At 73.0% G+C, this 13,847-nt stretch carries 9 protein-coding genes; all 9 read right to left on the bottom strand.

All coding sequences use genetic code 11. The features are described 5' to 3' along the window. Positions 1–28: 28 nt before the first annotated feature. The 9 genes from MLV88_RS08685 to glgX all read right to left on the bottom strand — a co-directional run bounded on the left by MLV88_RS08685 (position 29) and on the right by glgX (position 13,737). On the bottom strand, positions 29–1,171 hold the full coding sequence (locus MLV88_RS08685; RefSeq protein ID WP_242355206.1) for a cysteine desulfurase family protein: 1,143 nt from the start codon (positions 1,169–1,171) through the stop codon (positions 29–31). Continuing rightward, the gene (locus tag MLV88_RS08680; protein ID WP_242355204.1) at positions 1,168–2,295 is read right to left on the bottom strand and encodes a DHH family phosphoesterase; all 1,128 of its coding nucleotides are present in this window, start codon (positions 2,293–2,295) and stop codon (positions 1,168–1,170) included. The genes MLV88_RS08685 and MLV88_RS08680 overlap by 4 nt, the downstream gene beginning before the upstream one ends. Next, positions 2,292–3,122, bottom strand: coding sequence for a deoxyribonuclease IV (locus tag MLV88_RS08675; protein WP_242371308.1), 831 nt, complete (start codon positions 3,120–3,122; stop codon positions 2,292–2,294). The genes MLV88_RS08680 and MLV88_RS08675 overlap by 4 nt, the downstream gene beginning before the upstream one ends. 232 nt (positions 3,123–3,354) lie before the next feature. Beyond that, positions 3,355–4,116, bottom strand: a complete 762-nt coding sequence (locus MLV88_RS08670) for a Fic family protein (RefSeq protein ID WP_242337994.1) — start codon at positions 4,114–4,116, stop codon at positions 3,355–3,357. 419 nt (positions 4,117–4,535) lie between these two features. Beyond that, positions 4,536–5,450: a branched-chain amino acid transaminase gene (locus MLV88_RS08665; protein ID WP_242337996.1), complete on the bottom strand. Its 915-nt coding sequence runs from the start codon at positions 5,448–5,450 to the stop codon at positions 4,536–4,538. A 98-nt stretch (positions 5,451–5,548) separates the two neighbouring features. Further along, positions 5,549–6,976: a patatin-like phospholipase family protein gene (locus MLV88_RS08660; protein ID WP_242355200.1), complete on the bottom strand. Its 1,428-nt coding sequence runs from the start codon at positions 6,974–6,976 to the stop codon at positions 5,549–5,551. Positions 6,977–7,044: 68 nt separating this feature from the next. Then, positions 7,045–10,101, bottom strand: coding sequence for a bifunctional [glutamate--ammonia ligase]-adenylyl-L-tyrosine phosphorylase/[glutamate--ammonia-ligase] adenylyltransferase (glnE, locus tag MLV88_RS08655; protein WP_242371306.1), 3,057 nt, complete (start codon positions 10,099–10,101; stop codon positions 7,045–7,047). Further along, complete coding sequence (locus MLV88_RS08650; RefSeq protein WP_242355196.1) at positions 10,098–11,522, bottom strand: sigma-54-dependent transcriptional regulator; 1,425 nt, start codon at positions 11,520–11,522, stop codon at positions 10,098–10,100. The genes glnE and MLV88_RS08650 overlap by 4 nt, the downstream gene beginning before the upstream one ends. Before the next feature lie 79 nt (positions 11,523–11,601). Then, complete coding sequence (gene glgX / locus MLV88_RS08645; RefSeq protein ID WP_243337293.1) at positions 11,602–13,737, bottom strand: glycogen debranching protein GlgX; 2,136 nt, start codon at positions 13,735–13,737, stop codon at positions 11,602–11,604. Positions 13,738–13,847 lie beyond the last annotated feature (110 nt).

The following is a 13,847-nucleotide window of genomic DNA, read 5'->3' as shown; positions in this document are numbered from 1 at the left end:
TCGCCGCAGGCAACCCAGCGGGAACGCGTCAGGCCGCCGGGATCGCCGCGCGGACGCGCTCGACGAGCGGCGGGACCGTGCGCAGCGCGGCGTCCACGTCCGCGGCGGTGGTGGTCCAGCCCAGCGAGAAGCGGATCGTGCTCCGCGCCTCCGCCTCCGAGAGCCCGAGCGCGAGGAGCACGCCCGACGGCGTGGTCGAGCCCGAGTGACAGGCCGAGCCGGCGCTCGCGCACAGGCCCTCCACGTCCATCGCCATGAGGAGCGCCTCGGCGTCGCAGCCCTGGAACGTCACCGAGGCGGTGCCCGGCAGCCGCGGCGCGTCCGCCCCGTTCACGCGCGCGCGCGGCACGGCGGTGAGCAGCCCCGCCTCGAGGCGGTCGCGGAGGGCTCCGATCCCGGCGGCCTCCTCCTCGCGCGCCGCGCAGGCGGCCTCGATGGCCGCGCCGAGCCCGGCGATGCCGGGGAGGTTCTCCGTCCCGGGGCGGAGGCCGCGCTCCTGCTCGCCGCCGGAGAGCGGCGCGAGCGGCAGGCCGGGGGTCACCCACAGCGCGCCCGCTCCGCGCGGCCCGCCGAACTTCTGGCCGGTGAGCGCCACGAGATCCGCGCCGAGCGTCCGCACGTCGAGCGGGATCTTGCCGATCGCCTGGACCGCGTCGCAGAAGAAGAGCACCCCCGCCTCGCGCGCCGCGTGGGCGAGGTCCGGGACGGGGAGGAGGACGCCGGTCTCGTTGTTCGCGCGCATCGCGCAGGCGAGGGCCACGTCCGCGCCGAGCGCGGCGCGGAACCGCTCCGGGTCGACGAGCCCGCGGCGGTCCACCGGCACGACCGTGAGCGGCGTGCCGGTCCGCTCGAGCGCGCGGGCGAGCGAGAGCACGCAGGGGTGCTCGACCGCGGTGACGACGAGGCGGCGGCGTCCGGCGGGCGCGCGGGCGAGCACGCCGCGGATGGCGAGCGCGGCGGACTCGGTCGCGCCGCTCGTGAAGACGAGGTCGGCGGGCGCCGCCCCGAGGGCGGCCGCCACCTGGCCGCGGGCGCGGTCGAGGACGTCGCGGGCGGCGCGGCCGGCGGCGTGCACCGAGCTCGGGTTCCCGAACACCTCGAGCGCCGCGCGGACCGCCGCGATCGCCTCGGGGCGCATGGGGGTGATGGCGTTGTGGTCGAGGTAGATCAAACCAGGTTGCGGACCTTCCGCGCGCTCACCCCGAAAGCGTCGAGGAAGCTCCGGACGACGTCCTCGCGGAGGCGCTTCTTCGCCGCGCCGGAGAGGCCCTTCATCGGCAGCCGCGCGCCGGCCATGGTCCCGTGGCCGCCCGCCGAGCCGCCCTTCGCCTCGATGACCTCGCGGATGAGCCGGCCCGCGTTCATGCGCCGGTCGCCCGTCCGGACCGAGAAGTAGAGCTGGTCCTCGTACTCCGCGAAGGCGAGCGACCAGCGCATGCCCTCGAGGTACATGAACCGCTCGGCGATCTCCGCGACCATGTCGGGCGTGTAGATCTCGCCGAGGTCGCAGATCACGACCTCGTCCTCGTAGACGTGCGCCTTCTCGATCGCCACGTGGTAGAGGCGGAAGTAGTCCTCGGGGAGCCGGGGGTGCTCGATCTCGCCGAGCGCCTCCTTGTCCACCATCGGGAAGAGCCAGAGGTAGGCGTCGACGTCGATGTCCGTGGTCTGCCGGCCGAGGTCGCGCGTGTCCGCCTTGATCCCGTAGAAGAGGGCCGTCGCGACGGGCGCCGGCATCTCGAGCCCGCTCGCGCGGAAGTACTCGGCGAGCACGGTGGAGGTCGCGCCGAGCGGGCCGCCGACGTCGGCGATGGGGGCGAGGTGCGAGTCGGGCCGCTCCGGGTGGTGGTCGATGACGACGTCGGGGAAGTGGCGCGCCGGCAGCGAGTGGTTTCCCTGCTCCGGCTGGGTGTCGACCATGCAGATGAGGTCGTACTCGTCGAACACGACGCGCGAGACCGGCACGACCGGGAGCTTCAGCACGCGGACGAGGGCGCGGTTCTCCGCGCGGCCGACGATGCCGCCGTAGGCGACGATCGCCTCGACCCCGGCGAGCTTGTCGAGGAGGTGGGCGAGCGCGACGCCGGCCGCGATGGAGTCGGGGTCCGGGTTGTCGTGCGTGAGGATCAGCGCGCGCTTGTGCGAGCGGGCGTACTCGATGAGGCGGTCGAGCTTCGCCTTCGTGCTCGCCACGTGGCGCGGGTAGAGCGCCATCCTGGCGGAGCGCACGGGCGGCCGCGCACGTGATCGAGTCGGCTCTTCGTTCGGTTGGCGCATGGGATGGGGAGACTTCATCGGCGACGGACGAGGCCGCGGAGGACCTCGATGTTCTCCTTCCAGCGAGACTCGGTCTCCACGAACCCGGGCAGCTCCGCGAACCGGGCGTCGTTGACGAGGAGGCGAAACGGAGCGAGACCCATCGCTCCCTCCCCGATGTGCTCGTGCCGATCGACCCGGCACCCGAGCGGCTTCTTCGAGTCGTTCAGGTGGAACGCTCGCACGTGCGCGAGGCCGACCACCCGGTCGAGCTCCTCGAACGTCTGCGCGTAGCCGGCCTCGGTCGTGAGGTCGTAGCCCGCCGCGAAGAGGTGGCAGGTGTCCACGCAGACGCCGACGCGCCTGCGCGGGGCGGCGGGGATCGCTGCGCGGATGGCGGCGAGGTGCTCGAACCGCCAGCCCAGGCTGGTCCCCTGGCCGGCGGTGGTCTCGACGAGCAGGCGCGTCTTCCCCGGGACCGCGTCGAGCGCGCGCTCGATGGCCTCCGCGACGAGCTTTAACCCCTCGGTCTCCACGCCGTGGCTGCCGGGGTGGAAGATGAGGTGGGGGATCCCGAGCTGGGCACAGCGGCCGAGCTCGTCGGCGAGGCCCTCCCAGCTCTTGTTCCGGATCTCGGGGTCCTGCGCCGCGCAGTTGATGAGGTAGGAGGAGTGGGCGGCGGTGGGGAGCTTCGTCCGCCTGGCCTCGCCCTTGAAACGGGCGACGTCGTCGTCCTCGAGCGGCTTCGCCGCCCACCCACGCGCGTTGCGCGTGAAGATCTGCAGGCAGGCCGCGCCGTCCGCTTCGGCGCGGGAGAAAGCGGTCGACACTCCGCCTGCGATGCCTTCGTGGGCTCCGAGGTACATTGGGCGCGCATCTATACAATAGGCGGGCGTGGCCTCGCCATGCTCGCCCCGATCGTCCCGACCGGGACGAAAAGCTCAAACGATGCGCACCCTTGGCCGCACTGCGGGCGCCTGTCCCAGGGCAGGCCCGCCGCGCCGATCTCCTCCGAGCTCCTCCCGAGAGTGAAACGATACACCCGGTCGGGGGACTCCCCGACCGGGCGCAGAACTGCCGGAACGAGGTCCGGAGCGGCTAGCGGGCAGCCTTCTTGGCCCGGACGTTCGCCGCGAAGAACTTCTCGGCCTGCTCGAGCGCGTTGTCGAGCGCCTCCACGGTGAGGTCCCGCAGCACCGTCTCCGCGAAGCGCAGCGAGTCGTAGTACCGCTGCCGATCGGTGGAGTGGACGATGAGCAGGAGCGGGTAGCCGGCGTGCAGGAACAGGAGGTTCGCGAGCAGCCGGGCGATGCGGCCGGACTGGTCGGTGTACGGGAACACCTGCATGAAGCCGTGCTGCAGCCGCGCGACCTGCTGGATCGGGTGCAGGTGACGGAACTCCGCCGTCTCCGTCGCCTCGAGGACCTTCTCGAGACCGGCCGGGATCTTGGCCGGCTGCGCGATCTCGTGGAAGTACGCCCGGTGAAGGGGCATGTCCTTCCGGAAGTCGGGCGGCGTCTTCTCCGGCCCGCCGCACAGCGTCTCGTAGAGCCGCTTCACGAGCGCGACGGTGAGCTTGGGTCGCTTGGCCTTCGCCTCCTCGCGGACGAGGTCGAGGGCGGTCTTGTGGTTCCGCAGCGCCGAGAGGGCGGTGACGAACGTCGCGTCCGCGAGCGGCTGGTTGGCGAGCGCGGCCGCGAGCTCCTGGGGCGTGTAGACGACGCCCTCGAGCGCGTTCTCGTGGTACAGCCACGACAGCTCGTACTTCTGGAGGAAATCCGCGCCGACCTCGGGTGCGCTCTGCATCCGGTCGCCGAGATCCTCCATGCGATCGTCGATGTCGACGTATCGGGTCCGCATTTTTTCGTGCTCCTCGAGCCCCGGCGGTCTTCGCGGGAGCCTTGCCCGGTGACCAGCCTCAAGTGCATGTATTGTGGGGTGATTTTCAGGTCATCCTGACCGGAAGCCGCGCGCAATCTAGCCGAAGGCTTCGCCCATCGTCAACCCAACATCGACCTCGGCGGTTGGAACGGGCTCTCGGCCGGTTTTGTTCCGCGCGCTCGCACGGCCGCCCGGACCACGTCGGGCCGAGCAAAGAGAACGTTCATAATTCGACTGGTTACGTGGAGGAGCCGGGCGTCCCGATGTGATGACCCTCTTGGGGCAGCCTGCGCCTCCCACGGGCGCGCTGGTCCCAGAAAGGGAGACGCCGCCGGCGGGAGCGCGGCGGCGTCGGAGCGGGCTCGTCTCGCGACGATGGCGCCCTTCGAGGCGGAGGGTCAGTACGCCGTGAGCCACTCCCGGTAGCGCGGCTCCTCGCCCCGCACGGCCCGGAAGAAGGTCTCCTGGACCTTCTTCACGACCGGCCCCGGCTCGCCCCTGCCGATGCGGCGGCCGTCCACCTCGCGCACCGGGGTCACCTCGGCGGCCGTGCCGGTCATGAAGAGCTCGTCGGCGAGGTACATGGTGTCGCGAGTGAACTTCTCCTCGCGCACCGGGATCCCGAGGTCGCGCGCGATGCGGAGGATCGAGTCGCGGGTGATGCCGGCGAGGACCGGCGACGAGAGCGGCGGCGTCTGCAGCACGCCGTTCTTCACGATGAAGATGTTCTCGCCCGCGCCCTCGGCCACGTACCCCTCGGTGTCGAGCAGGATCGCCTCGTCGAAGCCGCTCAGGGCCGCCTCGCGGGTGGCGAGGAACGAGTTCACGTACTGGCCCGAGATCTTGGCGCGGACCAGGTTCACGTTGACGTGCATGCGCGTGAAGGAGGAGACCTTGGCGCGGATGCCGCGCTTCAGGCCCTCCTCGGAGAGGTAGGCGCCCCAGGGCCAGGCGGCGACCATGACCTGGACCGGGTTCACCGCGCCGACGCCCATGGCCCCCGCGCCGAAGAACGCGAGCGGCCGGAGGTAGCCGGCGTCGAGCTTGTTCGCCTTGAGCGTCTCGATGCAGGCCTGCTCGACCTGCTCGACCGAGTAGGGGATCTCCATCAGCACGATGTGCGCGGAGTCGAAGAGCCGCTGCACGTGCTCGTGCAGCCGGAACACGGCCGGGCGACCGTCCGCGCCGCGATACGCGCGGATGCCCTCGAAGACGCCCATGCCGTAGTGCAGGGCGTGGGTGAGGGCGTGGACCTTCGCGTCCTCGAAGGCGACGAGCTTTCCGTCGAGCCAGATCTTGTCCGCCTTGATCATGCCGGCCTTCCCGCTTTCTGTGGTGGTGGGGGTCGAACATGCCCGACGGCGGGGGGCGTTTCAAGGGCCGGGGCGGGCGCGCGCGGCGGGGGCAGCCCTCAGACGGCGAGCGGGGGGAAGGGCCGGCACATGCGCGCGATGAACGGCATGTCCGGGTGGAGCTCGGCCTTGCCCGCCTGGATGGCCCGCTGGAGCGCGCGCTCGGAGGGCACGACCTCCACCGGCGAGAGCACCTGCGCGAACGAGCGGTGGTGGTGCACGAAGGGCCGGTTGCGCGCGACGTTCTGGGCGGCGAGCTGCTCGAGGCCGAACCAGAGCGGCTGGGTGAGCTTCGGCCCGAAGCCCTCGAGCGCCAGCACGAACGCGTTCCGCGCGCCGATGGCGCCGCGCTGCACGGTGGCCCACGCCTCGCGCGCGGGGAGGTTGTCCACGAGCCCGCCGTCGACCAGCCGGAACAGGTCGTGGCGCTCGAAGAGCTCCGCGAGGAGCCGGTGCATGCGCTCGTCGTCGCGCAGCACGTCGTAGTGGATGACGCCCGGCAGCGCGGAGGAGAAGCCGACCGCGTCGATGGCGTCGAACGAGCGGGTCCCGTCGTCGCCGCCGAGGTAGAGGCGGGCGAAGCGGTCGCGCTGCACGATGAGCTCTCCGACCGCCTCGAAGACCTCCGCCATCATCCGCTTCACGACGTGCGGGCGGGCCTCGCGGCCGTGCAGGTCGAGGAGGTGCTCGTAGTAGCTCGGGTCGCGCGGGAGGGCGCCGTTGCGGATGCCGGTGACCGCGACCACGAGCGGGACGGCGAGCTGGCCGAGCGTGAGCGGGTGGCCGTCGGGGCCGCGCAGGAACTCGCCGATGGCGGCGCGCAGGTAGAGCCGCATCGCCGCGGGCAGGCCGTAGCGCGAGCCGGTCTGGAGGAAGCGGAAGATCGAGCGGAACGAGAGCGAGCGCATCGCCTCGTCCACGTCCGTCGGGTGCCACCGCAGGCGGCGCGCGCGGAAGAGGAGGAGCACCGCGCCCATGCTCGTGCCGGCGAGGAGCCGCGGCACGAGGCCGTACTGCTCGAGGAGGGCGAAGGCGCCGAGATAGGACCAGGCGACGCCGCCCCCGCCGCCCGCCACGAGCACGAGCGCCTTCTCGCAGACCTCGCGGTCGATGGCCTCGGGCGGCAGCCGCCCGGCGAAGGCCGCCGCGGCGCGGCCGCGCCAGGCGCGCGCGTGCAGCGAGAGGCCGGGGACGACGCGGGCGACCGCGGCGCGGTCGATGCCGCCCTTGCCGAGCAGGGCGGGCAGCGCGAGCGCCCGGACGTCCTCGCGGAACGGCGCGAGGAGGCCGGAGAGGTCCACGTCCCCGCCGTCGGGAGCGCGGACGAGCGTGGTGCGGGCCAGGTTGAGCGCGTAGCGGAGCGCGGCCTCGTCCGGCTCGGAGAGCCAGGGCGAGCTCGACACCACGTCGCGGACGAGCGCGGCCTCCGCCTCGCAGAAGGGCCGGAGGTCCTGGTGCAGCGCGTCGAGGGCGTCGTCGGAGGGCAAGGCGGCGGGGATTGTAGACGAGTCCCCTCCGGCGACGAAAACCGCCGGGACGGCCTACCCAGGCCCCGTCAGCGCACCACGGCGTCGAACGCCTGGCGGACCGCGCCGGTGGTGCGCGCGTAGTCCGCGAGGAACCGGTCGCCGGGCGCGGGGCCGTAGTACCCGAGCCGGCGCGCGAGCTGGTGGAGCGGCGGGCCGCTCTCGGGGAGGTGGTCGATCGCGAAGTCGTGGACGATCCGGAGCCGGAGCTCGACCCTTCGCAGGAACTCGTAGCCGCGCGCGAGCGCCTCGAACTCCGCCTCGCGCAACAGCCCCGCGGCCCGGAGCCGCTCGAGGGCGACCGGCGTGGAGCCGGTGCGGATCTCGGGGTGCGCGTTGCCGTGGGCGAGCTGGAGGAACTGCGCGGCGAACTCCACGTCCACGAGGCCGCCGTGTCCGGTCTTCGGGTTCTTGCCTCGCGAGGCCTCCTTGGCGAGCTCGCTCTCCATCCGCTCCCGCATGCGACGGATCTCGGCGGCGAGCTGGGCGCGATCCTCGCGGGGCCCGTACACGGCCGGCACGATCACCTGGGCCTCGATCTCGGCGAACGGCGCGGGATCGCCCGCCACGTGCCGCGCGCGGAGGAGCGCCTGCCGCTCCCAGAGCTGGCTGCGCACCCCGCCGGCGGCGCCGTCGCGCGCGCCGCCGCCCGGGAGCGCCTCGCCCATGTGGTAGCGCGTGAACCCCTCCGTGCCGATGACGAGCGCGCCCTGGTTGCCGGACGGGCGGAGCCGCGTGTCGATGGCGAAGAGGCGCCCCTCGCGGAGAGGCATCTGCAGGAAGGACATGAAGCGCTGCGCGAGCCGGGCGTAGGCGGTGTGGTGCTCGCCGCCGCCGCCGCGGTAGAGGAACACGAGGTCGAGGTCGGAGTGGTAGCCGAGCTCGCGCCCGCCGAGCTTGCCCATGCCGACGACGCAGAGCCGCGAGGGCGGCAGCATCCCCTTCGCGCGCGCCTCGCCCTCGGCGAGCTCCAGGCAGCGCTCGAGGCAGACCTCGGCGAGGTCCGAGAGCTGGCGCGCGATGGAGGGCAGGTCGATCGTGCCCGCGATGTCGTGGATCGCGATGCGCAGGACCTCCTCGTTCTTGAAGCGCCGGAGCTCGCCGAGCTGGCGCTCCAGGAGGTCGTCCGCCTCGAGGTCGGACGGGAGCGCGGCGAGCCGCTCCTCGAGGTCGGTGCGGAAGCGGGCCGCGTCCTTCTCGAGCAGGACCTGATCCTGCCGGAGCAGCATGTCGATGAGCTCCGGGTGGCGCAGGAAGCGCTTCGACAGGAAGTCGGAGGTGCCGAAGAGCGCGAGCAGGAGCCGCGAGACGCGCCGGTGCTGGGCGAGCATGCGGAAGTACGGCTCGGGGTTCGAGAGCGCGGCGGCGAAGTCGGCGAGGTGGGAGAGCGCCTGGTCGGGATCGGGCGTGCCGAGCGCGTCGGAGAGGAGCGCGACCGCAGCGGCGGGATCGCCGTGGGGCGAGAAGGGCGTGCGCCGCCGGGCCATGGCGTCGATCGCGGCGAGGACGCGATCGGGGTCCACGAGGCCGCGCCGCGACGCGATCTCTGCCCGGCGCGCCGCCTCGACGTCGGGATCGGCGAGGAGCGCCAGCTCCGGGTCGAGCGGCGCCTCCTCGGCCGCCGCCCCGAGGAGCCCGCCGAAGAGCTTCGCCACCCGCTCGCGGTGCGCCGCGAGGGCGGCCTCGAACGCCTCCTCCGTCGCGTAGCCCATCCCGCGCGCGAGGCCGAGCCGCTCGCCCGCGGCCGGGAGCCGGTGCGTCTGGGCGCCCTCCACCATCTGGACGCGGTGCTCGGCGCGGCGCAGGAACAGGTACGCGTCCGCGAGCACGTCGCCGTCCTTCGCGGGCACGACGCCGGCGAAGAGGAGGCGATCGAGGGCGGGCAGGACCGCGCGCTCGCGCAGCGCCTTCCCGTCCGGCCGGCCGCCGTGGAGCAGCTGGAGCGCGGAGACGAAGAACTCGGCCTCGCGGATGCCGCCCTTGCCGAGCTTCAGGTCGTCCTTCCCCTCCGCGCCGGCCCGCGCGTCGATGCGCGCCTTCATCGCCTGGATCTCGGCGAGCACGTCGAGATCGAGGCTGCGCCGCCACACGAACGGCTCGAGCTGGCGCAAGAGCTCGTCCCCCACCGCGAGATCGCCCGCCGCCGGGCGCGCCTTCACGAGCGCGTTGCGCTCCCAGGTGCGGCCGAACGACTGGTAGTAGAGCTCCGCGGCGCGGACGCTGTTGACGATGGGGCCGTTCTGCCCGTCGGGCCTGAGGTTCAGGTCCACCCGGAAGACGAACCCGTCCTCGGTGGGCTTCGCGATCGCCTCGGTCACGAGCTCGGCGAGCTTCGCGAAGTAGGCGAAGTGCGTCACCGGCCGCTCGCCGCCCGTCTGCCCGTCCCGGTCGTAGACGTAGACGAGGTCCACGTCGGAGGAGAAGTTGAGCTCGCGCGCGCCGAGCTTCCCCATGGCGATCGCGCAGAAGCCCGCGCCCGGCTCGCGGTCCTCGAGCCCCGCGGGCGCCCCGTGCCGCGCGCGCAGGCGCCGGTCGTGGAACCGGATCGCCGCGTCCAGGCAGGCGGTCGCGAGCGAGGCGAGCTCCGCGGTGACCTCCTTGACCCGGGCGCGCCGGAGATCGCGCAGGGCGATGCGGACGATCTCGCGCGCGCGCAGCGCGCGGAGCAGGCGCAGGAGGCCCGCGACGTCGTCCGGATCGAGCCTCCGCACGGCGCGGGCGAGGAGCCGGCGCAGATCGGCCTCGGAGCGCTCGCGGCCGAGGAACGGCGAGCGCGCGGCGCGGCGGAGGAGGCGCGGGTCCCGCGCGAGGAGCGCCGGGACCATGCGCGACGAGCCGGCGAGGAGGACGAGGGCCTCGAGCAGATCCCGCTCCGCGGGCAGCTCGCCCGCGCCGTCCACGTAGCGCTCGACGCCGGCGAGGGCGAGGTCGGGATCGGCGGCGAGCCGGCACAGCGCGAGCACCTCGTCGAGCCGGTCCGGCGCGCGGCGCCCGAGGCGCGCGAGGCGCTCCTCCGACTCGGGCGCCCGGGGCGCCGCGGGGGGGAGGCCGGGGATGGCGTGGGCCGGGCGCATGGGGCGGGTCACCCCTCGTCGCCGTCCGGGTCGGGCAGGGGCGCGCCCCGCCCCGCGCGCGAGAGCCCGTGCTGCTTGATCTTCTTGTGCAGGTTCGTGCGCTCGACGCCGAGCGCCTGCGCGGCCTGCGTGATGTTCCAGTCGTGCTCCTCGAGCTTCTTCAGGATGTAGTCGCGCTCGACGAGGTCGCGGAGCTCGCGGAGCGGGACCTCGCCGTAGCGCGACAGGTCCGACGCGCCGGCGGCGGGCGCGGCGGCCTGGCGCGGCCCGACCGCCTCGGGCACGTCCGCGGCGGTGATCCGGTCGCCGCTCATGATCACCATCCGCTCGCAGACGTTGCGGAGCTCGCGCACGTTGCCGGGCCAGCGGTAGGCGCGCAGGCGGTCGTACACCTCGGGGTCGATCGCCTTGGGGCGCGTGCCGTTCTCGCGCGCGGCGAGCTGGAAGAACCGCTCGGCGAGGAGCGGCACGTCCTCGAGCCGGTCGCGCAGCGGCGGCGAGACGAGCGGCACCACGTTCAGGCGGAAGAACAGGTCCTCGCGGAACGTCCCCTCGCGCACCTCCGCCTCGAGATCCTTGTTCGTCGCGGCGATGACGCGGACGTCCACGGTGAGGGCGCGCTCGCTGCCGACCCGCACGATCTCGCCGGTCTGGAGGGCGCGCAGCACCTTCGCCTGCGCCGACAGGCTCATGTCGCCGATCTCGTCGAGGAACAAGGTCCCGCCGTGGGCGACCTCGAACTGGCCGCGCCGCCGCGCCGCCGCCCCGGAGAAGCTGCCCTTCTCGTGGCCGAAGAGCTCGCTCTCGATGAGCTCGGAGGGGATGGCCGCGCAGTTGACCTTGACGAACGGCCCCTGCGCCCGCTTCGACTGTCGGTGGATCTCCGCGGCGACCAGCTCCTTGCCCGTGCCGGACTCGCCGAGGACGAGCACCCGGCCGCTCGTCGGGGCGACCTTGGCGATGTCCTCGCGCAGCCGCCGCATGGCCGGGCTCTCGCCGAGCATCTCGTCCTGGAACTTCCGCTCCCGGGAGGCGAGGACCTGGACCTTCTCCTCCAGCGAGCGCCGGGCGAGCGCGTTCTTCACCGAGACGAGCACGCGGTCGCGGTCGACCGGCTTCGAGAAGAAGTCGGTCGCGCCGCGCTTCACCGCGTCCACCACGTCGCTCGTGTCGGCGTGGCCGCTGATGACCACCACCGGCAGGTCCCGCCACAGCTCGCGCGCGCGGGAGAGCAGGGCGAGCCCGTCCATGCCGGGCAGGCGGATGTCGAAGATGCCGAGATCGACCGGCTCCCCCTCGAGGATCTTGAGCGCGTCCTCCGCGCTCTCGGCCTCCGAGACCGCGTAGCCCTCCGCCTCGAGGACCATGCGCAGCGTGCGGCGGATGTTGCGCTCGTCGTCCACCACGAGCACGGTCGGCTTCGTCGCGTCCATGGGGCGGGGATTATAAGGCCGGGCCGGGGCGGCCGCGCGAATCGGCCGCCGGGCGGGAGCGCCTTCCCCGCGCGCCGCGTCAGCGATCGGCCGGGCGGGAGAGGATCACGAGGGAGCGCGCCTCGACCGGCACGGCGCCACGCGCCTTCACGTGCTCGTGCTTCTCCTCGGACGCGCCGGCGGTGTCCACGAGCACCTGCCACTCCTGCCCCCAGTCCACGTCGGGCAGGACGTAGGTGACGGGCTCGTGCCAGGCGTTGAGGAGGACGAGCAGGGAGTCGCCCATGATCCGCTCGCCCCGCTCGTCCGGCGTCGCGATCTGGTCGCCGCCGAGGAGGAAGGCGACCGACCTCGCGAACGGCTTCTGCCAGTCCTCCTCCGTCATCTCGGAGCCGTCGGGGCGGAACCAGGCGAGGTCCTTGAGCGACGAGTCCCACGGGTGGCCGCCGCGGAAGAACCGCCGCCGCTGCAGCACCGGCTGCTCCATCCGCAGCTTGACCATCCTGCGCACGAAGGCGAGGAAGGCGCGGCGGCGCTCGTCGAGGCTCCAGTCGAGCCAGGAGAGCTCGTCGTCGTGGCAGTACGCGTTGTTGTTGCCCCCCTGCGTCTTCCCCATCTCGTCGCCGGCGGCGATCATGGGGACGCCCTGCGAAACGAGCAGGGTCGCCATGAGGTTCCGCATCTGCCGGTCGCGCAGGGCGAGGATGGCGGGGTCGTCCGTCTCGCCCTCCGCCCCGCAGTTCCAGGAGTGGTTGTCGTCGGCGCCGTCGCGGTTCTCCTCGAGGTTCGCCTCGTTGTGCTTGTGGTCGAAGCTGACGAGGTCGCGCAGCGTGAAGCCGTCGTGGGCGGTGACGAAGTTCACGCTCGCGTAGATCTTCCGGCCGGCCCCCTCGTAGAGGTCGGCGGAGCCGGTCAGGCGGTAGCCCATCTCGCTCGCGAGCTCCTCGTCCCCCTTCCAGAAGCGGCGCACGACGTCGCGGTACTTGCCGTTCCACTCCGACCAGCGCACCGGGAACGCGCCCACCTTGTAGCCGTCCGGGCCGAGGTCCCACGGCTCGGAGATGAGCTTCACCCGCTCGAGCACCGGATCCTGGTGGACGGCGACGAGGAAGCGCGACGCCTCGTCGAAGAGCTCGGGATCGCGGGCGAGCGTGACGGCGAGGTCGAAGCGGAAGCCGTCGACGTGCATCTCCTCGACCCAGTAGCGGAGCGAGTCCATCACGAGCTTCAGCGTCTGCGGGTTCGTCGTGTCGAGCGAGTTCCCGCAGCCGGTCGCGTCCCAGTAATGGCGGGGCGACTCGTCGACGAGCCGGTAGTAGCTGCGGTTGTCGAGCCCCTTCAGCGAGAGCGTCGGGCCGAGGTGGTTCCCCTCGCAGGTGTGGTTGTAGACGACGTCGAGGATCACCTCGATCCCCGCGGCGTGCAGCGCCTTCACCATCTCGCGGAACTCGGTCACCTGCTCGCCGCGGCTGCCGCGGGCGTACCGCTGCTCCGGCGCGAAGAAGCCGAGGGTGGAGTAGCCCCAGTAGTTCGTGAGGCCCTTCGCGTGCAGGAAGGGGTCGTCGAGGTACTCGTGGACCGGCAACAGCTCGACCGCGGTCACGCCGAGCCGCTGCAGGTGGGCGACGGCGGGCGGCGAGCCGAACCCGGCGTAGGTGCCTCGCAGCTCGGGCGGGACCTCGGGGTGACGCGCCGTGAAGCCCTTCACGTGCACCTCGTAGATGAGGCTCCGGTGCAGCGGGGTGCGCGGCGGACGATCGTCGCCCCAGTCGAAGCCCCCGCCCACGACGACGGAGCGCGGGACCGCCGCTGCGCTGTCGCGGTCGTCCATGGCGAGGTCCTGCTCGGGCGCGTCGGGCCGGTAGGCGAAGATCGGACCCGCCAGATCGACCTCGCCCGAGATCGCGCGGGCGTAGGGATCCACGAGCAGCTTCGCGCCGTCGTAGCGGAGGCCCACCTCGGGCTCGTACGGGCCGTGGGCGCGGTAGCCGTACAGCGCCCCCGCCTTCACGCCGGGCAGGTAGCCGTGCCAGACGTGCCCCGTCCGCTCGGTGAGCCGCACCCGGCGCAGCTCGCGCGCGGGATCGGCGGGATCGAAGAGGCAGAGGTCCACCGCGTCCGCCTCGCGCGCGTACACCGCGAAGTTCGTGCCCTCGTCGTCGCAGGTCGCGCCGAGGGGGTGGGGCCGTCCGGGCCAGAGCGTCTCGTCCGCCATGGGGGGCCCGCTCCATGTCCGGGCCTCCCTCAAGCTGCTCCCGCGCCGGACGGACGGCCATCGGGCAACTGCCCGACCGGCGGGGGCGCGCGCCGGCGCGGGACCGCGGC

The sequence above is a fragment of the Anaeromyxobacter soli genome, from assembly GCF_022808855.1.
Taxonomy (GTDB): Bacteria; Myxococcota; Myxococcia; order Myxococcales; family Anaeromyxobacteraceae; genus Anaeromyxobacter; species Anaeromyxobacter soli.
Note: the sequence above shows the minus strand (reverse complement) of the source record. Positions and strands in the feature narration are given on the sequence as shown.

What these genes read in the sequence shown, in the direction of transcription:
- glgX (WP_243337293.1), bottom strand. Translation starts at nt 13,737, where the DNA reads ATGGCGGACGAGACGCTCTGGCCCGGACGGCCCCACCCCCTCGGCGCG.
- MLV88_RS08670 (WP_242337994.1), bottom strand. Translation starts at nt 4,116, where the DNA reads ATGCGGACCCGATACGTCGACATCGACGATCGCATGGAGGATCTCGGC.
- MLV88_RS08650 (WP_242355196.1), bottom strand. Translation starts at nt 11,522, where the DNA reads ATGGACGCGACGAAGCCGACCGTGCTCGTGGTGGACGACGAGCGCAAC.
- MLV88_RS08680 (WP_242355204.1), bottom strand. Translation starts at nt 2,295, where the DNA reads ATGAAGTCTCCCCATCCCATGCGCCAACCGAACGAAGAGCCGACTCGA.
- MLV88_RS08665 (WP_242337996.1), bottom strand. Translation starts at nt 5,450, where the DNA reads ATGATCAAGGCGGACAAGATCTGGCTCGACGGAAAGCTCGTCGCCTTC.
- MLV88_RS08675 (WP_242371308.1), bottom strand. Translation starts at nt 3,122, where the DNA reads ATGTACCTCGGAGCCCACGAAGGCATCGCAGGCGGAGTGTCGACCGCT.